The sequence below is a fragment of the Streptomyces sp. NPDC086554 genome (assembly GCF_040686095.1).
GTDB lineage: Bacteria > Actinomycetota > Actinomycetes > Streptomycetales > Streptomycetaceae > Streptomyces.
In genome coordinates this window covers 1-23241 of record NZ_JBFBJK010000053.1, presented here as the reverse complement: position 1 = coordinate 23241, position 23241 = coordinate 1, and the positions used below count along the sequence as shown (strand labels likewise).

Sequence of the window (23241 nt, the reverse complement as noted above, 5' to 3'; positions counted from 1 at the left end):
CCCGGGCCGGCACCGGGCGGTGGCGGCCCGGCGCCCCGAGGGCGCGCCCCGCACCCGGGAGGCGGCCACCCCGCACCGCCTGCGCCCCCGCCGGCTGCGGGAGGCGGTGCACCACGTGCTCCCCAGGCACCGGCGGCGCCTGCGCCGCACGGCCCGGCCGCACCGGTCCGCCCCCGCGCCCGGGCAGCCACCCCCGGCAACCCCGCCACACCCCGCCCCAATCCGCGTCCGGCCCCGCAGGGAGCCGTTCCCCACCCCGCCCAGGCCCGCCGGACACAGCAGCTGAAATTGCCAATCCCCGCGAAGCACGTTCCGGCAGCACCACCGCGAGCAGGCGTCCAACTGCCGCTGCCCATCGCCGTCCAGCGCGTCCCCCGCCCCCAACCCGCCCCCGCCGCACCGCCACCCGTAGCCGCCGCACGCCGCGCCCCGCTGCCGCGCGCCCGGCAGCTCGCGCTGCCCATCCCCGCCACCCGCGTACGGGTCCGCCCCGCCCGCCCCGTACAGCTGCGCCTTCCCCTCCAGCAGCCGCCCCTGCCGCGCCGTACTCCCCGGAGGCCCGCACCATGATCGACCCCGACGACGACGCGTACGAGCCGTACGCGGTCCGCATCCCGGCCGACGTCGCCCGCCCCGACCAGGTCCTGGGCCCCTTCACCGCCCGGCAGACCGCGCTCTTGGCCGGCACCGCACTCCTCCTGTACGGCGGCTACTGGCTCGCGCGCCCGTTCATGGACCCCTTGGCCTACCTCGTGCTGGTCGTCCCCGTCGCCGGGGCGGTGGCGGCGATCGCGCTCGGCCGCCGGGAAGGCGTCAGCCTGGACAGCTTCCTGCGCGCCGCGCTCGCCCACGCCCGCACCTCCAAGCGCCGCGTCCACGCCCCCGAGGGCGTCCCACCGCTCCCGGACATCGTCCACCCCCGCCTGGCGGGCGCCGCCGGAGTGCCGCCCGTGGCGATGCGCCTGCCGTGCGACGGCGTCGCCCCGCCCGGCGTACTGGACCTGCGCGGCGAGGGACAGGCCGCCCTCGCCACCTGCTCCACGGTCAACTTCGACCTGCGCTCCGCAGTCGAACAGCAGGGCCTGGTAGCGGCGTTCGCCCGCTGGCTCAACTCCCTGACCGGCCCCACCCAGTTGCTGGTGCGCTGCCACCGCACCGACCTGACACCGCTGGCCGACGAACTGCTCCGCCACGCCCCCGCCCTGCCCCATCCCGCGCTGGAACAGGCCGCCCGCGCCCACGCCGACTTCCTGTCCGACCTCGCCGGCGGCGGTGATCTCCTGACCCGGCAGGTCGTCCTGGTCGCCCGCGAGGAGAGCACCTCAAGTACGCGTCGCTCCCGCTCCGGGACGAGCGGCGGGCGCGCCCTGCAGCGCATCCACGAGGCCGCCCGGGCCCTGGCCCCAGCGCAGATCGCCGTCACCGTACTCGATGCCCCGGCCACCGCCGCGCTGGTCTCGGCTGCCTGCAACCCCGAAGCCCCCGCCACGGCACTCCACAACGTCGAGGCAGGTGACGCGCGGTGATCCGGTTCCGGGCCGGCCGCCGCCGGACAGATTCCAGCTCGCCGCTCTCCGGGGCGGAGTTGCTCGACGTGAGCGGCCCCGAGGCCGTGGAGGTCCACCCCCGTATGCTCGCGGTCGGCGCGCACCTGGCCTCCACCCTGGTGGTGACCGGCTACCCGGCCGAGGTCACCCCGGGCTGGCTCGCCCCGCTGCTGAACTTTCCCGGCCACCTCGACGTCGCCCTGCACATCGACCCGGTCCCGGGCCCGGTGGCCGCGGCCGGGCTGAAGAAGCAGCGGGCCCGCCTGGAGTCGGGCCGGCGCACCGGCTTCGACAAGGGCCGCCTGGACGACCCGGACGTGGAGGCCGCCGCGGCGGACGCGGCCGATCTCGCTTACCGGATCGCCCGCGGCGAGGGCAAGCTCTTCCACGTCGCCCTGTATATGACGGTGCATGCCGCCGACGAGGAGCACCTCGCCGAGCAGGTGTCGGCCGTCCGCGCGGTCGCCGAGTCCCTCCTCATGAGCGTCGCCCCCACCACGTACCGGGCACTGCCCGGCTGGCTGGCCACCCTCCCGCTCGGCATCGACACCCTCAAGATCCGCCGCACCTTCGACACCACCGCACTGGCCGCCTGCTTCCCCCTCACCAGCCCCGACCTGCCCCTTGCCACCGACGCGGACGGCACCGTGTCCGGGGTGCTGTACGGGCTGAACGCGGTCTCCGGCACCCCCGTGCTCTGGGACCGCTTCGCCCAGGACAACTACAACTCCATCACCCTGGCCCGCTCCGGCGCCGGAAAGTCCTACCTCGCCAAACTCGAACTGCTGCGCCTGCTGTTCACCGGCGTAACCGCCTCCGTGATCGACCCGGAAGACGAATACGTACGCCTGGCCCAGGCCGTCGGCGGACAGGTGATCGCACTCGGCGCCGACGGCGTCCGCCTCAACCCCTTCGACCTGCCCGCCACATCGGACACGACGACGGACGACGCGTTCACCCGCCGCGTGCTCTTCCTGCACACCTTCCTGACCGTGCTGTTCGGCGGCACGCTGAGCGCCGCGGAGAAGGCGGTCCTGGACCGCGCAATCCTCTCGACGTACGCACGCTGCGGCATCACCGCCGACCCGCGCACCTGGCGGCGCACCCCACCCCAACTCGACGACCTCGCCGCCATCCTGACCGGCGACGCCGACCCCACCGCCACCAACCTGGCCCACCGCCTCGCCCCCTACACCACCGGCTCACACGCCCGCCTCTTCAACGGCCCCAGCACCACCACAACCACCGGACACCTGGTGGTCTTTGCTCTGCGCCAGCTGCCCGAGGAGGTGAAGGCCCCGGCCATGCTCCTGGCGCTGGACGCGATCTGGCGGCGGGTCGCCTCCCCCGGACGCCCGGGCCGCCATGTGGTCCTGGTGGACGAGGCGTGGCTGCTGATGCGGGAAGGGGCCGGGGCGCGGTTTCTGTTCAAGATGGCCAAGGCCGCCCGCAAGCACTGGACCGGCCTGGCGGTCATCACCCAGGACGCCGACGACGTGCTCGCCTCCCCGCTGGGGCGCGCCATCGTCTCCAACGCCGCCACCCAGATCCTGCTCCGCCAAGCCCCACAGGCCATCGACCAGATCACCGAGAACTTCCATCTCTCCCACGGCGAGCGGGAGTTCCTCCTCTCGGCCGCCCGCGGCGAAGCGCTGCTCCTGACCGGCGACCGGCGCCACAAGGTCGCGCTGATCAGCGTGGCCGCCCCCGGGGAACACGAGGTCATCACAACCGATCCCGGCGAACTCGCCGCCGCGTACGAGGGCATCGATGACGGCGAGGCCGACCCGGGAGCGGCGTTCGGTGGCTCGTACGTCGATGACGACGTCGACGGTCACGGCGGGGCGTGGTCACCGTGACGGCCCGCTTCGGCATCACCGGCGCATCAGGACCGCTGGTGGACTTCCTCACCCACCCGGACACCTTCGCGCCCACCGCGATCCGCGCCGCCCTCGACTGGTGCGCCGCGTCCGCGCCCGCCCTGATCCCCGCCACCCTCGTATCAGCAGCCTGTGGATACGCCGTTTGGCGCCACCTGCAGCGCACCCGCCAACGGCGCCTGACCGACGGCGCCCGCTGCGTGGAGATCCTCGCCCCGCCCCACGTCGCCCCCAAGGGCGGTGAAGTCCTGTGGGCCCAGCTCTCCGGACTCCTGCGCCCATGGTGGCGCCGCATCACCACCGGCCAGCCCCACCTCGCCTTCGAATACGCCTGGTCCCACACCGGCGTACACATCCGCCTGTGGGTCCCCGGCACCGTGCCCCTGGGCCTGGTACGCCGGGCGGTGGAGGCCGCGTGGCCCGGCGCCCACACCCGCCTCACCCCACCCGAGCCCCTCCTCCCACACGGCCACACCATCGCCGCCGGACGGCTGCGCCCGGCCCGCCCCGACGCCCTGCCCCTGCGCACCGACCACACCACCGACCCGCTGCGCGCCCTGCTCCAGGCCGCCACCGGCATGGGCGAGGACGAGACCGCCTGCGTGCAGATCCTGGCCCGCCCCGCCACCGGCCGCGCACTGCGCCGCGCCCGCCGCCAGGCCCGACGCCTCAAGGCCGGACACACACCCACCCGCCTCCCCGCCCTGACCGCACTCCTCCTCCACCGCGCCCAACCCGCCGCGACCGGAAGGCAAGATCCCGAACACGGCGTTGCTGTACGGCAGATGGCGGCCAAGCAATCCGGCTCCCAGTGGCAGTGCACCCTCTCTTACGCTGCTGCCTGCTCGCCCAAGACGGAAGGGGCCGAGGACATGGTGCGCGGCCGGGCCCACGCGCTGGCCTCCGCCTTCGGCCTGTACGCGGAACGCAACTACCTCGCCCGCACCCGCCTGCCCCACCCCGAACCCCACCTGAGCACCCGGCAGTTCCCGTCCACACGCCCCGCCCTGCTGTCCGTACCTGAACTCGCCGCGCTAGCGCACCTGCCGCTGGACGCAGACGCACCCGGCGTCCAGCGAGCCGGAGCCCGCTCCGTGCTGCCACCCCCGCCCATCCCCGAACCCGCCCCCGGCAGCGGGGTCAAACCCCTGGGCCGCTCCGACACCGGCGCCCGCCGCGGCGTCGGCCTCGCGGTTCCCGACGCCCGCCACCACCTCCACGTCATGGGCGCCACCGGCTCCGGCAAGTCCACCCTCATCGCCAACCTCGCCCTGGACGACGTACGCAACCATCGCGGCGTCATCGTCATCGACCCCAAGGGCGACCTGGTCACCGACCTCCTGGACCGGCTCCCCGACACCTGCGCCGACCGGCTCGTCCTGATCGACCCAGACGACCCGCACACCCCGCCCTGCCTGAACGTGCTGGACGGCGCCGACATCGACGTCGTCGTCGACAACATCACCGGCATCTTCCGCCGGATCTTCACCGCCTTCTGGGGACCCCGAACCGACGACATCATGCGCGCCGCCTGCCTGACCCTCCTCAAACACCGCACCACATCCCGGCAGTTGGTCACCCTCGCCGACATCCCCCGCCTGCTCGGCGAACCCGCCTACCGGCTACGCATCATCCCCGCCCTCAAAGACCCCGTACTACGCGGCTTCTGGGCCTGGTACGAATCCATGTCGGAACCCGCCCGCGCCGCGGTGGTCGGCCCGGTGATGAACAAGCTGCGCGCCTTCCTGCTGCGCGACTTCGCCCGCCGCGCCATCGCCGCCGGACCCTCCACCTTCGACCTCACCAGCGTCCTCGACGGCGGCATCCTCCTGGCCCGCCTCCCCAAGGGCGCCCTCGGCGAAGAGACCGCCCGCCTGCTCGGCTCCTTCATCGTCGCCGGCACCTGGCAGGCAGCCGCCGCCCGCGCCCGCGCACCCGAACACACCCGCATCGACGCCACCTTGAGCATCGACGAGGCCCACAACTTCCTCACCCTCCCCTACCCCCTGGAGGACATGCTCGCCGAGGCCCGCGGCTACCGCCTCTCCATGCTCCTGGCCCACCAGCACCTCGCCCAACTCCCCCGCGACCTGCGCGAAGGCATCTCCGCCAACGCCCGCAACAAGGTCTTCTTCAACGCCTCCCCCGAAGACGCCACCTCCCTGGAACGCCACACCCTGCCCACCCTGGCCGCGCACGACCTCGCCCACCTCGGCCCCTACCAAGCCGCCGCCCACCTGCTGGCCGGCGGCGCCGAGTCCGCAGCCTTCACCCTCACCACCCGCCCCCTGCCACCCCCGGTGCCCGGCCGGGCCGCCGACCTGCGCGCAGCAGCCGCTTCCCGCACCGGCCCCCGCCCCGCGACTCGGCCCTGAACGACACTCCCCCGGGCTTCCTCCGCCGACGACGGCGGCCGCTCCCGGTCCTGGCGCTCAGGCACCAGGACGTACGCCAGAGCCTCGTAATCGCCAGCGCTCACGGAGTGCGCGCCAGGACCCAGATATCGCCGCCCAGCCATCCTCCGCCCACACCCGGTGGTGACCTGCCATGCCCGCACTCCCCCGCCCCGCCCACGGCCCCGGCTCCCGCTACACCGCCCGCGCCGCCACCACCCGCCACCGCCCCACCCGGCACCCGGACGTGGCCGCCCTCGCCCGCCGCCTCACCGCCCGCGACCTGTGGCTGGTGCACATGCTCCACGAACACCGGGTCCTGACCACCCACCAGATCACGCGCCTCGCCTACACCTCACTCCGCTCCGCCCAGCGCCGCCTCCACACCCTGCACCAGCACGCCGTCCTCGACTCCTTCCGCCCCCTGACCCAGACCGGCTCCGCACCCGAGCACTACACCCTCGGCCCCGCCGGAGCCGCCCTCCTGGCCGCCCACAGCGGACTCGACACCGCCGCCACCGGCTGGCGCCCCACCCACACCGGCCGCATCGCCTACTCCCCCACCCTCGGCCACGACCTCGGCGTCAACGACCTCCTCACCCACCTCGCCGCCCACACCTACACCGCCCCCGAGACCGGGCTGCCCCTCTGGCTCTCCGAACGCTCCGCCACCCGCCGCTGGGGCGACATCATCCGCCCCGACGCCTACGCCCACTACAGCGACGCCGACCACCTGCTCCCGTTCTTCCTCGAATACGACACCGGCAGCCAAACCCTCGCCCGCGTCGAGGCCAAACTCACCGGCTACGCCGCCTTCACCACCGCCACCAGCACACGCCCCGCCCTGCTCATCCACACCCGCACCGCCTCCCGCGATGTCGCACTGCGGCACCGACTAGCACCTGCCGCACGGGAGTTGGGCCTGGCGGTGGCCTCCACCTCGGCCGACTTCGCCACCAACACCCCCTGGGACGCCTGGTGGTCCCCCTTCGAACCGGCAGCCCGCCGCACCACCCTCACCGGCCTCGCCGCCCACTGGCCCCACCTCACCCCGGCCGCAGGCCTCGACCCCACCGACGCCGACACCCCACTCACCCTCCCCGTCCCACCGCTGCCACCCGCCATCGGGGCTGAGGCGTGAGCGCGCTCGCCAAGGCGGTCGTCGGAGCCGGCTGCGCGGTCCTGGCCCTGCCCTTCCTGGCCGCCATCGTCGCGGCCGCCCTCCTCAGCAGCTTCACCCCCGGCAGCGGCGGTGGCGCATCCGCCAGCCCAAGCAAGCACGCACTCTCCGGCATCCCGCCCAGGATGCTCGCGCTCTACCAACGGGCGGCACCCGAGTGCCCAGGCCTGTCCTGGACGGTCCTCGCGGCGATCGGAAAGGTCGAGACCGACCACGGCCGCCACCCCACCATGACGTCTTCGGCGGGCGCGGTCGGGCCGATGCAATTTCTGCCGTCCACCTTCAAGGCGTACGCCCATCCCGTCCCGCCCGGCGGCCAGAAGCCGCCCACCCCCTGGGACCCGGTCGACGCCGTTTACGCCGCGGCTCGCCTGCTGTGCGCGAACGGGGCGAGGAACAACAAGAACCTGCGCCGGGCGATCTGGCACTACAACCACTCAGACACCTACGTGAACCAAGTTCTAGCCATCGCCGAGGAGTACGCAGCCGCCACACCGGCCCCAAATGGCACAGCGGGCAAAGCAGTTGCCTACGCCCGCGGCCAGCTCGGCACCCCATACGTATGGGGCGGCGACGGCCCCTCCGAGGGCGGCTTCGACTGCTCGGGCCTGACCAAGGCCGCCTACGCCGCAGCTGGCATCAGCCTGCCCCGCGTCGCCCAGGCCCAGTACGAACACGGCCCCCGCCTGCCTCGTACCGCCCAACTGGCTCCCGGCGACTTGCTGTTCTTCGGCTCCGGCCCGAACGCCATCACCCACGTCTCGCTCTACACCGGCCGCGACCAGGCCATCGACGCGCCCCGCCCCGGCGCGGTCGTCCGCCAGGGCCCCTCCCGCACCTCCTCCCCTGCCTTCCAGGGCGCGACCCGGCCCGCTGTGCCAGGCGGTGGTACCCGGTGAAGCCGATCGCCGCCCGCGAGGCCATCGCCCTGCTCACCTTCATGACCCGGGTGCTGTCCGCCGTCGGAATCCTGGCCCTGGCCTTCACCACGGTCAACGTCACCCGCTTCGCCACCAGCCGCGACGTCCCCTGGCCCATCGCCCTCCTCCTCGACCCCATGCTCGCCACCGCCCTCGCCGGGGTCCTGTACGTCGACGCCCGCCTGGCAGCCTGGGGCATCCGCCCGCCCGGCTGGTCGACCGCACTGCGCTGGGGCGCCGGGTGCACCGCCGCTCTGATGAACTCCTGGGAGTCGCTCTGGCCCGACGGACAGATCGGCCTGCCCCGCCAAGCCGATCCGGCAGCCGTACTCCTGCACCTGACCCCAGCCCTGCTTCTGATCGCCCTCACCGAAACGATCGCCGCCTACCGACGGACCGTCACCGATCTGCTGGACCGGATCGACTCCGCCGATCCCATCGAGCCGACGACCCCACCCACGATCCCTCCACCCCGATCGATCCGAGAACGCAGCGAACTGTCCAGTTCCCGTCCTCATCCGCCCAACAATCCGCCGCAGGGCAGGTCCGATTCCCGCCCCGCTCAGGCCGGTGGCTCCGCCCACAGCGATGCGGGCCGTTCGGGGCCCCACGCTGGCGGCAACGCGCCCAACAGCCCGCCGGTGGCGCCCGGCCGCCCACCGGCCGATCGCGGGACGACGAACGCCGACGTGTGGCCGCGGGCGATCGCTCTGAACAACGCCGCGCTGGCCGCCACCGGGAAATCGGTCAGCATCTGGCGGCTACGCACCGATCTGCACATCGGGCCCCGACGTGCCCGCCAGATCCACGACCAGCTCCTGGCCCACCCGCCACACCCACCGCCCCGGACCGACTGAACTTCCCCAGCCACGCCGCCGATCGGACCCGGCCCCGGGATCTTCCGATGCCGTGCGCCGATCGGCGCACGCCCTGACCCGGTCCGCGCCCGGCTACCACGGCCCCCCCTCTGAGCTGGCCGGTTCCAGAAGCGATCGGCCCGCTTGACTTCATGACATAGCAGAGCGTCCATGGTCGTGGCCGACGATGCACCGGGCACATCCACGGGGATCCGTGAACCCGCCCGCGCCACGGCCCTGTTCGCCCGGGAGAAACGCGGTGCGCACGCGCCCGGCGAAACCCTGCGGCCCGCGCACACGGGTCCGTACCCCGGCCGGGGACCTCAACCGCTCGCCCTCTCATGGAATCGAGGTTCCTCTCATGTCCGACACGACTTCCGACGACACACGTACGCTGCATGCCGTCCCCGCTGCCGAGCTGCTGGCCCACCTGAGCGGCGCACCCGCCGCGCTCTACACCAAACTGGTCAACCTCGCGGGTACCGATGGTTCCACGGTCACCGAACTCGCCCTCGCCGCAGGCGTAGGCCGCTCCACCGCCGGAAAGGCCCTGACCGCCCTGGAACAGCGCGGCCTGGCCGTCCGCACCCCCGGCGGACACGACGGCCCCCGCCGCACCCCCGACCGCTGGCGCGCCGCCCCCACCCACACGACCAGCAATGACGACGGCTCCAGTGATCAGGAACCCGCCAACACCCCGCCGAAACCTGCCGTCACGGAGACCCAGGAGCCGGTCGGCAACACCACCGAGCAGGAAAGCGCTCCCGCCGACGAGACCGCAACCGACACCCCCGCCACACCGGACGACAACAGCACGGATGCCGCCCCCGTCCCCCCGGCCGAGGCACAGCAGGACACTGAGCACAGCAACACCGACAACGGCGACACGGACGACGACAGCGGCGGCAAGGACGGCCCGCACGACAAGGACGGCAACAGCGACCGCAGGGACGAGAAGACCCCTGCCCCGCAGGCGAGCACAAATCGCCAGACGCCACCGGCGGAAACGATCACCCTGCCGGGTGGGAAGAAGCGGCTCGTGCCCGGAGCGCTGCGACAGATGGTCATCGACCACCTCCAGGCGCATCCCGACGAGGCGTTCACCGCCACCAAGATCAGCCGCGTGATCGAGAAGTCCTCAGGCGCGATCGCCAACGCCCTGGTCACCCTCGCCCGGCAGGGCATCGCCGAGCACGTGAGTGAACGTCCGCGCACCTACCGTCTGGCAACGCCGGAGGGCAACTCATAACCCACCAGACACAGCGAACCGGGGTGGGTCCCAAAGGAGTTGGGACCCACCCCGGCTGCTGTGCGAGTCTTCCACGCCAAGGAGTGACCACGGGAGGGCGAGGGATTCGCGGCAGACTGGCTGAGTACGATCGTGGCCGCGATATCGGCGGGCATCGCCGTGTACGCGGCGTACCGGGCCCGGCGTTCCGCACGCGACACCTTCGCGCACACCACGTACGAGCTGGCGCGAACGCTACACACAGATCTCACCGCCGGGGCCACCGCCCAAGCCCGGGGCGTATTGGAGCACTTCCGCGACGGTACCCGCTACCACGAACCCGGCGCGGAAAAATCTACCCAGGTAAGCGACCCCAAGCGCCAGGACCGTCCCGCAGCGGGCCGAGGGGAGAGGTAGCGCGAAGCCCCGGCCAGTCAGGCTGGCTTCCCCTGATTCGAGTCCGCTTCCAAGGGCTCAAACGCAACAATGAGTGCCGGGTCGAGGCCGCAGTCGCCGCAAGTCTCCTTACCCGAGGTGCCCTGATACGGACGTAGCCAGCTCCGCGGACGCGCGACCTCCCGAATGTGACCGCAGTAGAGCCGAACCCGCCAGGTCATCTTCTCCACGGGAGGCCTCGGTTCACGGAGCATCTCCAGGATGGTCTCCAATTGTTCGTCACTCATGCGAGGGGCCTTGGCGATCTGCTCCGCGACCCACGCCGCGACATCCACGGCTTCTTGTTGACCACGGTGATCAGCCCGAGACAACTGGTAGCGCTCCAAGGGGACCCCGTAGCACTGGTGATCGGCGCTCATGTAACGAGGCTACGGACCATGTGCGGTCGAGCTCAGCCCCGTTGCCCTCGACCACCCCCGAGAGTGACGAGCAGCGCTTCAGCCTCAGAGATGGGCGCACGGTCACCTCACACGCCCTACGGCACTACCCAGCGCTTGCACGGTTGAGCGGGCACGCAAGCACGCAACAGCGAACATGAGTGCCTCATTCCGCAGGTAGTTCGCCCTCCCTTCGCTGGCTGCGGGACGCCACGATGCCTGTGGAACAGCGGTCGGATACACCCCGGCGCCGCGACCGCAAGACCAGCGGCCCTCCAGCGCTTCCCGGCCGGTCCGGACAAGACAGCTGGAGGCTGCCATGGTCAGTGCCATCCCTCCGCCCGGGTTCAAGGAAGCCGAGTGGCAGGCGTACGTAGAGAAGGGGCGCCGACTCGTGAAGCAGATCGGCGATGCGAAGTTCGAGCTGGGCGACACGCTCGTCGACATGCTCGACTCCCCTGAACGCCACGGCGATATCGAAAGGATCGTCGAGGTTTACGCCCAGCAGATCGGGGCCAGGCCCAGCACTCTGCTCCATTACCGGTACATCTCCCGGGCATGGCCGACCGCTATGCGGCGTCCCGACGTCTCCTGGTCCGTGCACGCGCGTCTCGCCGCCGACCCCGACCGGTTCCGCATGATCCGCGACGAACCGCCCGACCCCACCGACCCTGAAGAGACCGTTGCGTGGACTCAGGACGAAGCCTTGCGCGCCCGGAAACTCATGCCCATACATCCCAAGACGCCCGAGGAGCGGATCGACAAGGTCAAACACATCCTGCGCGACACCGACGAGGCTGCGGAAGCACTCGCGCGGCTGGCTGAACGGACCGAGGTGATCGACGCTGCGGTCGAGAATCCGCGCTTCCGGCAGGCCGTACGTGACGCGAATCGCCAGCGTGGAAAGAAGCTTGAGGAACGGGCCAACGAGGCACGCGCATTCGCAGGGCTGTCCGAACCGTCTCCACGGGCTGAAAGGCACGAGACCCCCTCCGCTCAGCAAGCTCCCGTCGTCGATTACCGGGACACTCCGTCAGCGGTTCTCAAGATCCTCGGGGTCGCGACCAGCTTCTGCGTGTCCATGCAGAACGCTGTGGTCCTACTGCAGACGGAGAACTGCGACGAGACCGCCATGGAAGCCATCACCGACAGCCTCAGGAAGGTCCGCGCAGTCTGCGACTGGTGCGAGCACGTCGCGACCACAGGCAAGCCCGACATGGACGCCGCCCTGGCCGAGATGCTCCGGGACGAGGCTGGAGGGGAGGACCGATGACGACACGCCGGAGGTCACCACATGACCTCGGAGAGGAACTGTGGGAACTCATCGGGGCCGCCGACGGCAAGGCGATTGTGCGCGAGGACGCGCTGGAGACGATGGCCGAGGGACAGTTCGAGATCGCCAAAGCCTGGGCCAAGGACAACAAGTGCATCGTGGACGAGGAGTGCCTGCTGTACGTCTTCTCCCAGTACATACGCACCCGCGATCCCCGGCTGTCCGTGCTAGCCGTCACCCGCGAAGCCGCACTGATCCACAAGCGTGCCGTTCGGCTCCAGCGCAGCGCCATCGCACCGCTCACACCGGCCGATCAGGAGACCCCCCAGATCATCGTGATCAACCAGGCCGTCAGTGGCATCGTGCGAGCCACACGGCGTCTTCGCGACGCGGGCTTCTCCCCGGAGCTTGCCCTTCGCAGTGAGAGCACCGACGACTAGGGAGAGAAGGCGACCGTGCCATGGGGAAGACCGACGGCCCAGACGACGTCCCCCTGTTCTGGAGCCAGGAAGGGCGCACAGCAGAAATCGTCAGATGTCACCTGGGTCACCTGGCCGCCAGGGAAACCTTCGAGGCCGTCGGCGGATGCCCCTACTGCACCCACACACCAGGGGAAAGAGTTGCTGCGGTCCGAGCCCTGGACTGGGCGACCAGGAAGCATCGCGTCAAGGAAACCTCGACGGCCGATAAGCGCTACTCCGAGCTCGTCAGCGACGGAACCGAGCTCGTAGAAAGGGCCCGTGCGCTCCAGTTCGAGCTGGGAGACCTCGCCCTTGATGTAGAGCCATTGAACGCGGGGCAGGTCCCGGACCCCAGCCTGCTGGGTAAGTTCGCCGAAGCCGTCGGCATCCAGCCGGCCTCCTTGGCCCGATACCGCCGAGTCGCTGCCGCCTGGCCCCAGGACAAGCGTGATGCGCGTACCTCATGGTCAGTGCACGCGATCCTCGCCGGACACCCGGATCGCTTCGACCTCATCAAGCACCCACCGCAGGAACCGAAGCCCGGCTGGACCTGTGACACCGCACGAGCAGCCATGAGGTCGTCTTGAATCAGAGGGCCGGACCGCGAAAGTGGCCGGGCCGATACGGCGATCCCTACCTCGTCTCCAGAACGACCACGTCCAGGCTCAGCTCCTGTCTAAGCTGCCTGACGCCCGCTCGCAGAGCCGGTCTCGCTGCCCGTCGTTGTGCAGCAAGCCGGACAGCGCGTCGTCGTGACTGGCGTGGTGAGGAGCTAGACCTCGAGCCGCTTGCGCTCCTCGATGCCGTCGACGTTGGTGAGAAGGAATCGAGGCCCGTCCTCGACAGATGCGACGACGGAATTGCGCATATAGACCCAAACGTACGTGCCGTCGCGGCGACCGAGGCGCAGCTGCGCACGGCCGCCCTCGGCGCTGGTCCGGAGCAGGGTGCCGATGTCTTCGGGGTGTACCAAGTCGCTGAAGGAGTAGCGGCGCATCGCGGAGGCGGGGCGGCCCAGGAGTCGGCACAGGGCGTCATTGACGCGGACCAGTCGACCGTGCGTGTCGCCGCCCATCTCAGAGACAGCCATGCCGCTCGGCGCGTACTCGAACGCCTGCCGGAAGGACTCCTCGCTGGCGCGCAGGGTCCGCTGTTCGCGCTCCAGGCGTACGAGGGCCCGCTGCATGTTGGCCCGCAGCCGGGCGTTGGCGACGGCGATGGCGGAGTGGAAGGCGTACGTACGCAGGGCCGCCCGGTCCTCGCTATCTGGCCTGCAGCCGTCGGACGGCAGATCCACAGAGATCACCCCGACGAGACCGTCTGACGTGTGCATGGGCGCGTAGAGCCGGTCCTCGGGATGCCAGGCGTTCTCGTCGTCCGGTGCGGTGCCCTCGGTGGGCCACTGGGGAACGTCATCGTCGGTGAGCACCCACCCTTCGGTGTGCGGGATGAAGCGCAGGCCAGCCCAGTCCTCGCCCATGGTCAGCCGACGTTCCCACGACTCGCGGGAACCGACCCTGCCGGTGAGCAGGGCCTCGGCAGCCGGGTTGCCTGAGAAGGCTGCGACAACCAGGTCGCCGTCGGGGCGTACGAGATTCACTGCGGCCAGCCCGTATCCAAGACCGAACACCGCTCCATCGGCGATGGCCTGCAGGGTGTCGGCCAGACTGCGCGCTATGTAGAGCTCTGCCACCGCGAGGTCGGTCCGGTCCGTGCGCGGGGTCGGCATGTCGCCCGCGGGCGGCGGAGGCAGTGTGGTGTAGGCGGCGTTACGGATGAAGGGCAGCTGCCCCAGCTGGTTACGGCACAGCCGGTGCGGTTCGGGGCGGTCGCTCGTCACCAGACGGGTACGCAGCCGTGTGAAGAGCGTGTCGAGGTCGAGATACTCACCCTCGCCCGGTACCCCGTCGCGCATCAGGGTGACCCATTCGCCGGTGAAGGCCGTCAGTGGTTCGTTGGGCGGCGAGAGTGCCACCGCGGTCTCGGCCGCGGCGGCCAGCAGGTAGATGCCGTCGACTTCCAAGGCCGCAGTAGGGGACTGGACGCCGAATGCGCGGGCGCTGTAGCAGCAGTCGAGTACGACGATCCGGCGTAGGGCCCGGCTCTTCTCGGCTGGCCAGCGGATCCAGTCGTAGGGCGTGGCGGTGTCATGGACGGAGTTGGGGTCGGTCGTCTCGGTGGCGAGGTGCAGCTTCCCGGTCCTCGGCTCGATCAGGCCGTGTCCGGCGTAGTAGATGAGCAAGGTGTCGGTGGCTGCGTCGACCGATTCCTGGGCCGCCCGGGATATGTCGCGCGGCAGGGAAGGGTTCTGGAGAACCGTGCAGTGGGAGGCGGGGAGGTTCCACTCCTTGGTGAACAGCTCGCGCAGCAGGGTGAGGTTGCCAGCCACGGCCGGCAGGGCGTCCAGGGAGGTGAACTTGCCGGCGCCGACAAGGAGAACCCGCGTTCCAGCAGGGTCGGGCAGCCCGGTCACGAGTCGGAGTCTGCCTGTTCGTCGCCCATGAGTCTGCGCACCAGCGCTTCCGACTCGGCCAGGCTCGCCCCGTGGATCTCAATGCGCGTACTGCCGGGACGCTCGACAACCAACGTGGGCGCCTGCGGGCGGGTGGCACGCCAGGAGGCGATGGAAGCGGCGAGTGAAGCGGCGCTGAAGCCACTGCTGAGTATGAGGGAGAGAAGGTCGATCCCATCGCCCTGCTGGCCCGGAATACGCGGGCGGTCGGTCGTCAGTTCTGCGCTTAAGTACCGCCCCACGGACCGGTCACTCTCCAACCAGGCGGACAGCGAGCGCAGTTCACTTTCGGTCGGCCCCTCAGGACAACGTACGGTGATGAGCATGCAGGAAGCATAGAACGCGTCACTGACACCGCTGGCCCCAGTCTGTGCGCTGGGCCGCCTCCGGTCACCGGGTCTCCCCAAGGACGCGGTAGCATCCCTCGAGAGGCCAACGGAGAGGGACAGCCCCAGGCCACGGCCACCGCCGACCGCAACACCCCCGCGGGCTCATCCTGGACTTCGCCGGGGAGCTGACCGCCGACCCGCGACCCGTGCGTCGGCACCGCTCCAGCGCGAGCTCCAACTCCGCAGCCGCAGAGCTGATCTCCTGTTTGAGAGTGACGGCTTCTTCGCGGCCTGCGGCCAGTAGGCCGCGCAGGGTGCGTAGTTCGCGGCCGCCCTCTCGTGCCCGCGAGTAGGCGGCATCCAGCTCGGTGGCGGTCTGGCGCAGGGCGCGGGTGAGGCGGTGGATCCGGTCGCCGGCGCATATCGCTCGGCGAGGGGGTCATAGGGGCACCGAGACCAAGCTGTTCGGCCAGCACGCGGGTGCCCGGTCCCGGCGCGTTCGGTGGGGTGGTTCATCACCGTCCTGCGCAGCCCGCGTGCCCGCAGCCGCCGCAGAAGCCGCCGCTGTTGCACGGACACGGGCAGGGCTCCGTCGTCCAGCTCCGGGCGGGGGCCCTCTGAGAAGCCGTTCCAGCGGCGCCTTGCAGCGCGGCGGAGACCGATCAGGAAACCCTACAGAAGGCTCCGCGGCCCCGGTCAGTCGGTCGACCGATAGACACCGTCGTCATCCACCCCGGCCGACCACTCACGGAAGAACGTGTTGCCCAGGTCCATGTTGCAGACGAACAGCCCGGCCTGCCCGAAGACGATCCGGAACGGTTCATCTTCGTCGTCGGGGGCGTTGTTCACGGCCAGGAGCGGCAGTTCAGCAGAAGCCAGGGCCTGCTCGTCGGCGATGAGGACGATGGTGGTCTCGGGCCAGTTCTCGTCGTCCGTCGGGATCAGCGCGGTGATCTGCTCGGGAGTGAAGCCCGTATAGGCGAGGTTGTCGATGACCGTGATCAGGCCGAAGCCTTCGGCGGTCTCGTCGAAGTCCTCGCTGGTGTGATCCGGCTGGTTCGCTTCACGTTCCGCGGCCTCTTCAAAACCGGCCAGGAGGCGGTTCCAGCCTTCGAGGTTCGTGAAGCAGGTGCGGACCAGGATCGCGCCGTCCTCATCCCCGATCCGGACGGCTTCAGGGGCAGGTTCGTTTCCGGTTCGGGGGCCGGGGATGATCTGGATGAGGAACCGGGGGTGCTTGGTTTCGCTGGCGCGGTTGCTGGCGTGGACGCGGACCAGGTAGGTGCCGGGTCCCGCAGTGGCCAGGTTCTCCTTGCGCACGGGGGCGGTGCCGCTGTCACACAGGGCGAGGAACCCTGTGGTGGAGGCCAGCGTGATCTCCTCCACCTCGTCCCACCCCTCCTCGGCCCCAGGGTCTTCACCGGTGTAGAGGATGACGCGGGGGTTCTCCAGCGAGTTCCCGGCATCGATGCTGAGCGCGTCCTTGGCGGCGGCCAGCATCTTGCTGTACTTCACGGACGGTGCTGATCCGACGTCGGGGTCCATGACCGTCAGGTCGCCCCACTCCTTCATCTTCACCGGCCGGGAACGGCCTTCAAGCATCGGCCAGTTGGAGTGACGCACGGGAAAACCCCCATCATGTCTGCGGCTGCCGGATCGTACCCCCCTTGGAAGGGGAGACGTTGGATCCGGCAGCCGCGTTGCCCGCGTCTAGCGCTTGATCTGAACGTAGTAGGCGTCGCCGTTCAGGATGCGGGCCTTCTTGTAGAAGCCGCCAAGACGGGCACCGGCGGAACGGTTGTCACCGCGGTCGATGACGCGGGCACTGCCCTTGGACGGCTTACCGCCCTCCTTGGACGCCGCGAAGGGGTACTCGTCGCAATCCTTCTTCTTCGGGTTGGGGTTGGGGACCTTCCCGCACATCGCCTTGCGGTGCGCGAGGTCCTTGGGTGTGGGGTCGGCTGCGGGTGGTTAGAGGGCTTCGCCGTGGGAGCAGGCGTCGGTGTGGCCGTCGTCGCGGGTGAAGGTGTCGGGCAGCAGGGTGGTGTGCTGGACTTCCGAGGCCGTCAGTGGCGGGCGGGCCAGGTGGTCTCCGAGGTCGGCTAGGTGGCAGATGGTGGCGAGGGGGACCTGGCCCGCGCATTCGGGGCAGGGGCCGAGCAGCTCGAACTCCAAGTCGTCGTAGAGGGGTTCGCGGGCCAGGAACACGTACGTCTCGGCGGTGTCGGGGCAGGTGACGGTGGCCAGGAGCGGTTCGCCGGGGGTGGTGCGGCGGCGCAGCCAGTCGGGGGTGATGGTGATCTGGTCCAGGCCAAGGCCGAGGGCGGCCGCGAGGCGTACGGCGGTGCGGGCCTGTTCCTCGCCCCGGTAGGGGCCGTGCGGGCTGAGGGCGGTGGTGTGGCGGATGAACAGGGCGGCGGCGTGGGCGCGTTCGGCGAGTGAGGTCATGGCGGGTGGTCTCCTTCACTGGGGGGGGTGGGTGTGCGGTGGGGTGCCGCCCCGGGTGGTGCCCGGGGCGGCCACCACGGGGGTCAGGGCTGGGTGGTGGTGAGGGCCGTGGCGGCGGCTTTGCCGATGGCCGTGGCGGCTTGGGCCGGGTCGGTCAGTTCGAGCAGTGTGGCGCCGGGCAGGGGGCGGGCGTCGTCCTCGAAGGCGAGCCAGAGCACTGCGCATCCGGCCATGCGCAGGGCGGTGATGCGCGAGCTGGCGCGGGTGGCTTCTTCGGGGTGGTAGTAGCCGTCGGAGGCGATGACCAGGAGGCGGGCGGCGCCCGGTTGGGCCAGGCCGAGTCCTGCCGTCAGGGCGTCGATGGCCTCGGCGAGGCTGTGGCCCATGCCCTGGGCTGCGAACTCGGTGACCCGGTTCGGGGTGCGTCCCGGGGTGGTGATGGCGGTCAGGCAGTGGTCGTAGGCGACGGTCGCCGAGCGGGAGTCGGGGTCGGTCAGCGAGGTCGCCGTGGCCAGGATCCAGGCGGCCGAGGCGATCGGGGCGGCGGCCAGGCTCATGGAGCCGGAGACGTCCACGGCGATGCCCACCCGTAGCGGTGGGGAGGGGTGGGGGCGGTGGCGGGTGTGGATCCAGGGCTGGGCGGTGGGGGTGGCGCCTGCCGCCTTCTGGGCGTCGCGGGCCAGCGCGCCGCGCATGTTCAGGCGGCCGGGCGGGGCGGCCGAGGTGGTGGTGATGGTGGTGCGTTCGCGGTAGGCGGCCGCGCGCAGCGCCCTGGCCAGGCGCCCGGCCGCCGCCTTCTCCGCACCCCTGGGCGCCCGTGTCCCGGTCACCGGGGAACGTGACCGCCACCCCCGGGCTACTTTTCCGGGGTTGTGCGGGCGCCTGCCCGGTGCGAAGACCTTCTCGGCCGTCTGTGCGGCCTGGCGTGCCTGGGCGGCTTCTGCGGCCCTTGCCTGTTTCCGGGCCTGTTGGGCAACCTCGGCGCGGGTGCGGACTGCCGTCTGCTCGGCTTCGTTGGCGGCCACCCGCACGGTCACCTGGCCGACCGCCTCGGCCAGCTCACCGGTGCATCCGGCGGGGTCGGGGGCGGGTTCGCCTGCGACCGGGTCGGTGCCGAGCGCCTGGCACCAGGCCGTCGCGTGCTCCAGCATGGCCTGCCCGTCGGTGTCGGCAGTGGTGTGGGCGGCCATCCAGATACTCGTCAGCTGCTGCAGCAGGTCGGTGCCGAGAGCTGCGGTGACGGTGGCCTGCAGGGCGGCGGTCTCGTCCTGGTCGAGGACTCCGGCATCGCGGCGTCCCAGGATCAGCCCGGCCGCCCAGGCGGCCCGCCACGCATCGGTGGGGGTGTCCCGGGTGAAGTCCTTCATGACCAGGGCGTGTACGGCGGTACGCAGGAAGCGGCGGTCATCCGGGCGGCGGTTCAGGTGGGCGTACTCGGCCCGGGACTCCTCCAGCAGCTGCCCCGCCAAATCGAGGGCGGTGCCGCGCAGGTGGGGTGGGGTGGCCCAGCGGGAGTGGGCGGCGTGCGCGGCCTCGTGCACGAAGGCACCCCAGGCCGTGGGGTAGTGCTCCTCATCCCCCGGCCGGGCCGGGCGGATCGCCGCCGGGGGCCGGGGCGCGAACAGGGCCCGGTCGACCTCGAGTTGGGCGGTGACCGGGTAGAACGCGGCGGGCGCCCCCGAACGAGTCTCCTCCTCGCAGGTGACCAGCACGTCCGCGCGCCCGGCCAGGTCGGGCAGCCGCCCGGTCAGCGCGGCCGCGATCCGCCGCCACTGCGCCGCCTCGGCCACCCGGCTGGGGGCGGGGGCGGGTCCGCCGTCGTCCGCCCAGCGGTCCAAGGCCAAGTCGGTGTCGGAGAGCGGGGACGGAGCGTAGTGGATGTGGGCCGGGGTGGATGGGGGCATGGCGGATCGCGTCCCTTCCGGGCAGTGACAGAGGGGGTGGGGAGAGGGCCCGGTGCGGCACCGGGCGGGTCGGGTCTCAGAGTTGGCGGCCCAGGGCCAGGGCGGTGATGGGGCGGCCGATCGCCTTGGTGACGATCTCGGCGACCGTGTCGCGGTCCTCCAGCGGGGCCACGCCGACCAGATTGGCGAAGGCGGCCTCGGTGCCGAGCACCTCGGAGATCTTCTGGAAGGCGAGCAACTCCCGCAGCTGCGGGGCCCAGCCGACCTCGCCCGCCTGCTGACTGATGGCCAGGTGGCGGGCGATCCGCACCGCCGTCCGGTTGATCTTCAAGGCCGCCGCCAGGTCGTAGTCGGAGCCGACCTGGACCTGCACACTGAACCGGGAGGCCAACGCCTCGGTGAGCACCGCCCCGTGCACGCCGGGGTTGTGCCCGGCGATCACGTAGAAGCCGTCAGCGGCGGTGATCGTCTCGCCCTTGTGCGCCTTGACCTGGATCTGCCTGCGCCCGTCCATCGCCGGATACAGGGCGGCCAGCACCTTCGGGGAGATCAGAGTCGCGTCGTCCAGGAGCAGCGCCCGGCCCTCCTGCATCGCGGTCACCAGCGGGCCGTAGACGAACTCATACCCGCCGCGCTCGTCCTGGGTGTACTCCCCCACCAGGTCACCGACCGTGGTGTCGCCGTCCCCCGCCACCGTGATCAGGTCACCGAAGGCCGCCTCGATCAGCGAGGTCTTCCCGGTGCCCGGCGGCCCGTACAACAACACCGCCACCTGCGCCCGCCGCAGGCGCCGTAGCGCCTCCACATCCGGCAACTGCGCCAGCGCCCGGGGGTGGTAGGCCTGCCCGTTCGGGCGGGTGACCGGCCCCGGCCGCACGGGCGGCGGTGCGGGCGGGCGCGGGACCGGTGGCGTACGCCCCGGGCCCGGCGGCGGGGCCCCGGCACGCTGTGCGGCGGCCGCTGTGGCCGACGTCGCCCGGTACATACGGGGTTTGGAGCCGACCCGCTCCGCCTCGCCCCGGCTCACCAGCGTCTCGCAGGCGTTGCCGACCGCCCCGCCCGAATGCCCCAGCCTTCTGGCAAGTTCGGTGACGCTGTGCGTCACCGCTTCGTCCAAGGAAAGAATCTTCGCGATCCGCGCGCGCAGCTCTCCCCGGCGGGCCTTCCCGCCCCCGCCGGGCGGCGAACTCACCGACGCTGTCGTGGGGTTCGGGGTGGCGGAGGTCGAGGTAGCAGAGGCGGTGGTCGCGGAGGTCGGCGTGGCAGGGTTGGTCATCACGAGCCCTTTCGCTGCATTGGGGTGGGGCGGCTGCGGGCAGGGAGCGCTGCCCGCAGCCGTGCTCTGCGAGGGGCGGGCGGCTGCGCAGCCGCCCAACAGAGGCGTCAGTCGGTGGTAGCGACCCGGGGCCGGGCCTGACGGGGGATCTGGTGCTCCTCGCGCCACAGCGGGGCCGGGTCGCTCAGCGCAGTAGTGAACGCGCCGATCAGATGGGCGGGGGTGGCGGCATGGAAGTACGCCCACCACAGCGCGGCGCCCGCCGGGGAGGGGCGGACCTCGATCTCCCAGGCCTCCTCCCGCGCGAGCTGCATACGCGGCCCCGACTCCGGCCTGGGCGGGGTGTAGCCGACATGGACCAGCAGCCCGGGCGCCAGAGCCCGCACCGCAAAGCCCGCCACGTGCACATCCCACCCGGCCCGGCGCAGCGGCTCCCACACCACATCCGGATGATCGTCACGATGCAGATACGGCGGCTCCTCCCCACCCAGCGCGGCATCTTGGGCCAGCGCGGCGGTGAACGCCGCCACCAGCTCGGGCGGGGTGTGATCACTCATCGCCGCCTCCCACACCGGTGCCGCCCACCGCGCCTGGCGGGCCTCGATGTGCCACAGCCCTCTGGCCCGCACCTCCTGACAGGGCTCGGGCAGGAAACCGACGTAGGCGCGGTCCCGGTCGGCGAAGGCGTGCACATTGCCCGGCTCCGCCTCCCGAAACCGCCACGTCGGGACAGTCAGCGGGTCCAGTGCCGCATCGGCGCAGCCCCCACCTCCGGCCAAATACCGGGGGCGAACGGGAAGCTCGTACTCATTCGCGGGCATAGGCGCGGCCAAGGGCCAGATTGCATCGGTCATCGCGTGGTACTCCTCTCCACTGCTTAAGGAGAATTCGAGGCGGGGGCGTGCCAGGTGTGGCCTAGGCAGGGGTCCGGTATGCGGCACGGTCAGGGCGGTCGACCCGAGCCAGGACCGGATGCCGCCGTGCGGATCTGCGCCCGGCGGCCCGAGGCCACCGAGTACATCTCGCAGATGCGTAACGCTGCGTGAATCCCCACCGCCGCCTCCCCTTTCCGGATTCCAATTCATCGCCCTTTTGGGCACACCTCATCCGTCACCCGAATTCGAACGGGACTTTTGGCGGGATTTGCATTCCCGGCCTTTGCGGGAACAATTTAAATATAGCTCGGGTCGGGCGCGACCTGAAGCCCGCTCCGGGCTTGATAATGCTGGAATTCTCGCGAATTCACGACGGGAATCCAGAAAAACTCCCGGTCCCACGACGCCTTGCGTCGACCACCGCGCCTTCCTCGACCGAATCGCAGGCCCGCGCGGCGCCGGCACCGCCCCCAATTCGAGCGCACGCACGAATCAACAGGCCCCGGCGTCGACGATGGGCGGCACCCACGGCTCCTCCCGATCCCCCGCCGGCACTCGCAGGCGGTCCTGTGACGAGACACAACAGGATTGACTGGAAGCCGAGTTGGCGAAGTGAAGGAGTCGTACAGGATGAGCGGGGCGGAACTGGACGCTGGGTCCGCAGACGGAGCACCGAGAGGCCGGGCGGCCAGAGCCCGTAGATCGGGATGCGATGCTGCACCGATATACAGTCGCCCACGCCCGCCGGTGGCTCGCTGGGCCTCTGGCCTGTACACACGCCGCGAGTAAGGGTGTCGCATCCAAGACCGCACACGAAAGCGACGCCGGAAACGACACCAGATACGACGGGACAAACGCCTTGCAGTAGATCTCTGATCAGCATTGCCAGAGGTGACAGTGCTCGGCACCAGCGCCTACCTCAGCACCCGCCCAGGGCGTCTCACGGCATACATGAGCCGAAGCACGATAGTTGTCACCAAGGCAGGTATGTTGTCACTTCGCGTCAGTGGCTGGCTCTGCCGGGGACTCGCATCTCGCGACGCCGGTGCAGGCCAGTACCGCGGTGGCGGCGGCGTTGAGGAAGAGCATGAACGTCCAGGACGTGTCGGCCGCGTCGATGCGCCCGATGCAGAGAGGCTCTTCTGCTGCATGGGAAAGGATGTCGACGGTGGCGGCGAGGGCCAGCGTCGGCTGGCCGCGCTTCTGGGTGATGCGGAGCCGCGTCCGGTAGTGTCGACGGTCAAGTTTTTCCTCATCTGGGGTGGTTTGAGCGCCAAGTAATTCTCCATCCGGAATTCTCCTAATTGGCCATGGGTACGGCGGCG

General features: G+C 70.9%; 20 protein-coding genes and 3 pseudogenes. 12 read left to right on the top strand and 11 right to left on the bottom strand.

The window, feature by feature from the left end:
- The 9 genes and pseudogenes from AB0O76_RS43505 to AB0O76_RS43465 form a co-directional block, all read left to right on the top strand.
- Positions 1–286 (top strand): annotated as a pseudogene (locus AB0O76_RS43505) (hypothetical protein); the annotation flags it as partial.
- A 2-nt stretch (positions 287–288) separates the two neighbouring features.
- The gene (locus tag AB0O76_RS43500) at positions 289–570 is read left to right on the top strand and encodes a hypothetical protein (protein ID WP_365503386.1); all 282 of its coding nucleotides are present in this window, start codon (positions 289–291) and stop codon (positions 568–570) included.
- Positions 567–1526 (top strand): PrgI family protein, encoded by a 960-nt coding sequence (locus AB0O76_RS43495; protein WP_365503383.1) that lies wholly within the window; start codon positions 567–569, stop codon positions 1524–1526. Before AB0O76_RS43500 ends, AB0O76_RS43495 begins: the two co-directional genes overlap by 4 nt.
- 104 nt (positions 1527–1630) lie before the next feature.
- Positions 1631–3406 (top strand): ATP-binding protein, encoded by a 1776-nt coding sequence (locus AB0O76_RS43490; protein WP_365503395.1) that lies wholly within the window; start codon positions 1631–1633, stop codon positions 3404–3406.
- Complete coding sequence (locus AB0O76_RS43485) at positions 3394–5802, top strand: DUF87 domain-containing protein (protein WP_365503380.1); 2409 nt, start codon at positions 3394–3396, stop codon at positions 5800–5802. Before AB0O76_RS43490 ends, AB0O76_RS43485 begins: the two co-directional genes overlap by 13 nt.
- 172 nt (positions 5803–5974) lie before the next feature.
- On the top strand, positions 5975–6961 hold the full coding sequence (locus AB0O76_RS43480; RefSeq protein ID WP_365503377.1) for a replication-relaxation family protein: 987 nt from the start codon (positions 5975–5977) through the stop codon (positions 6959–6961).
- On the top strand, positions 6958–7899 hold the full coding sequence (locus AB0O76_RS43475) for a bifunctional lytic transglycosylase/C40 family peptidase (RefSeq protein ID WP_365503374.1): 942 nt from the start codon (positions 6958–6960) through the stop codon (positions 7897–7899). Before AB0O76_RS43480 ends, AB0O76_RS43475 begins: the two co-directional genes overlap by 4 nt.
- A complete protein-coding gene (locus tag AB0O76_RS43470; RefSeq protein WP_365503371.1) occupies positions 7896–8777 on the top strand; it encodes an extensin in 882 nt (293 codons plus the stop codon). The genes AB0O76_RS43475 and AB0O76_RS43470 overlap by 4 nt, the downstream gene beginning before the upstream one ends.
- A gap of 361 nt (positions 8778–9138) precedes the next feature.
- Positions 9139–10026 (top strand): helix-turn-helix domain-containing protein, encoded by an 888-nt coding sequence (locus tag AB0O76_RS43465; RefSeq protein WP_365503368.1) that lies wholly within the window; start codon positions 9139–9141, stop codon positions 10024–10026.
- A 413-nt stretch (positions 10027–10439) separates the two neighbouring features.
- Here the strand turns inward: AB0O76_RS43465 and AB0O76_RS43460 are convergent, their stop codons facing one another.
- Positions 10440–10820 carry a hypothetical protein gene (locus AB0O76_RS43460; protein ID WP_365503365.1) on the bottom strand — a complete coding sequence of 127 codons (381 nt, stop codon included), beginning with the start codon at positions 10818–10820 and terminating at the stop codon, positions 10440–10442.
- 337 nt (positions 10821–11157) lie between these two features.
- Here AB0O76_RS43460 and AB0O76_RS43455 point away from each other — a divergent pair, with 337 nt between their 5' ends.
- The 3 genes from AB0O76_RS43455 to AB0O76_RS43445 are packed head-to-tail and all read left to right on the top strand — an operon-like array spanning position 11158 to position 13159.
- On the top strand, positions 11158–12111 hold the full coding sequence (locus AB0O76_RS43455; RefSeq protein ID WP_365503362.1) for a DUF6192 family protein: 954 nt from the start codon (positions 11158–11160) through the stop codon (positions 12109–12111).
- The gene (locus AB0O76_RS43450) at positions 12108–12551 is read left to right on the top strand and encodes a hypothetical protein (RefSeq protein ID WP_365503359.1); all 444 of its coding nucleotides are present in this window, start codon (positions 12108–12110) and stop codon (positions 12549–12551) included. The genes AB0O76_RS43455 and AB0O76_RS43450 overlap by 4 nt, the downstream gene beginning before the upstream one ends.
- A gap of 20 nt (positions 12552–12571) precedes the next feature.
- Positions 12572–13159 (top strand): DUF6192 family protein, encoded by a 588-nt coding sequence (locus AB0O76_RS43445; protein WP_365503356.1) that lies wholly within the window; start codon positions 12572–12574, stop codon positions 13157–13159.
- Between the two features lie 188 nt (positions 13160–13347).
- Here AB0O76_RS43445 and AB0O76_RS43440 read toward each other — a convergent pair.
- From AB0O76_RS43440 to AB0O76_RS43395, 10 genes and pseudogenes are all read right to left on the bottom strand, one after another.
- Positions 13348–14301, bottom strand: a pseudogene (locus tag AB0O76_RS43440) (PAS domain S-box protein); the annotation flags it as partial.
- 114 nt (positions 14302–14415) lie between these two features.
- Positions 14416–15045 (bottom strand): annotated as a pseudogene (locus AB0O76_RS43435) (caspase family protein); the annotation flags it as partial.
- Positions 15042–15410, bottom strand: a complete 369-nt coding sequence (locus AB0O76_RS43430) for a hypothetical protein (RefSeq protein WP_365503353.1) — start codon at positions 15408–15410, stop codon at positions 15042–15044. The gene AB0O76_RS43430 and the pseudogene AB0O76_RS43435, both read right to left, overlap by 4 nt.
- Positions 15411–16109: 699 nt before the next feature.
- Positions 16110–17015 (bottom strand): hypothetical protein, encoded by a 906-nt coding sequence (locus tag AB0O76_RS43425; RefSeq protein ID WP_365503350.1) that lies wholly within the window; start codon positions 17013–17015, stop codon positions 16110–16112.
- Positions 17016–17123: 108 nt separating this feature from the next.
- The gene (locus AB0O76_RS43420) at positions 17124–17336 is read right to left on the bottom strand and encodes a NucA/NucB deoxyribonuclease domain-containing protein (protein WP_365503347.1); all 213 of its coding nucleotides are present in this window, start codon (positions 17334–17336) and stop codon (positions 17124–17126) included.
- Positions 17337–17384: 48 nt separating this feature from the next.
- The gene (locus AB0O76_RS43415) at positions 17385–17861 is read right to left on the bottom strand and encodes a hypothetical protein (protein ID WP_365503344.1); all 477 of its coding nucleotides are present in this window, start codon (positions 17859–17861) and stop codon (positions 17385–17387) included.
- 83 nt (positions 17862–17944) lie between these two features.
- Entirely contained in the window at positions 17945–19765 is a 1821-nt protein-coding gene (locus AB0O76_RS43410; RefSeq protein ID WP_365503341.1) for a VWA domain-containing protein, read from the bottom strand.
- Positions 19766–19841: 76 nt separating this feature from the next.
- Entirely contained in the window at positions 19842–20900 is a 1059-nt protein-coding gene (locus tag AB0O76_RS43405) for an AAA family ATPase (RefSeq protein ID WP_365503392.1), read from the bottom strand.
- A gap of 248 nt (positions 20901–21148) precedes the next feature.
- Positions 21149–21895, bottom strand: a complete 747-nt coding sequence (locus tag AB0O76_RS43400; RefSeq protein WP_365503338.1) for a DUF317 domain-containing protein — start codon at positions 21893–21895, stop codon at positions 21149–21151.
- A gap of 1014 nt (positions 21896–22909) precedes the next feature.
- Complete coding sequence (locus AB0O76_RS43395; protein WP_365503389.1) at positions 22910–23221, bottom strand: hypothetical protein; 312 nt, start codon at positions 23219–23221, stop codon at positions 22910–22912.
- Positions 23222–23241 lie beyond the last annotated feature (20 nt).

Coding starts and splice junctions, on each gene's coding strand:
- AB0O76_RS43460 (WP_365503365.1), bottom strand. CDS start 10,820: ATGAGCGCCGATCACCAGTGCTACGGGGTCCCCTTGGAGCGCTACCAG.
- AB0O76_RS43415 (WP_365503344.1), bottom strand. CDS start 17,861: ATGACCTCACTCGCCGAACGCGCCCACGCCGCCGCCCTGTTCATCCGC.
- AB0O76_RS43425 (WP_365503350.1), bottom strand. CDS start 17,015: ATGCTTGAAGGCCGTTCCCGGCCGGTGAAGATGAAGGAGTGGGGCGAC.
- AB0O76_RS43465 (WP_365503368.1), top strand. CDS start 9,139: ATGTCCGACACGACTTCCGACGACACACGTACGCTGCATGCCGTCCCC.
- AB0O76_RS43430 (WP_365503353.1), bottom strand. CDS start 15,410: ATGCTCATCACCGTACGTTGTCCTGAGGGGCCGACCGAAAGTGAACTG.
- AB0O76_RS43400 (WP_365503338.1), bottom strand. CDS start 21,895: ATGACCGATGCAATCTGGCCCTTGGCCGCGCCTATGCCCGCGAATGAG.
- AB0O76_RS43450 (WP_365503359.1), top strand. CDS start 12,108: ATGACGACACGCCGGAGGTCACCACATGACCTCGGAGAGGAACTGTGG.
- AB0O76_RS43495 (WP_365503383.1), top strand. CDS start 567: ATGATCGACCCCGACGACGACGCGTACGAGCCGTACGCGGTCCGCATC.
- AB0O76_RS43410 (WP_365503341.1), bottom strand. CDS start 19,765: ATGCCCCCATCCACCCCGGCCCACATCCACTACGCTCCGTCCCCGCTC.
- AB0O76_RS43445 (WP_365503356.1), top strand. CDS start 12,572: ATGGGGAAGACCGACGGCCCAGACGACGTCCCCCTGTTCTGGAGCCAG.
- AB0O76_RS43480 (WP_365503377.1), top strand. CDS start 5,975: ATGCCCGCACTCCCCCGCCCCGCCCACGGCCCCGGCTCCCGCTACACC.
- AB0O76_RS43420 (WP_365503347.1), bottom strand. CDS start 17,336: ATGTGCGGGAAGGTCCCCAACCCCAACCCGAAGAAGAAGGATTGCGAC.
- AB0O76_RS43490 (WP_365503395.1), top strand. CDS start 1,631: ATGCTCGCGGTCGGCGCGCACCTGGCCTCCACCCTGGTGGTGACCGGC.
- AB0O76_RS43455 (WP_365503362.1), top strand. CDS start 11,158: ATGGTCAGTGCCATCCCTCCGCCCGGGTTCAAGGAAGCCGAGTGGCAG.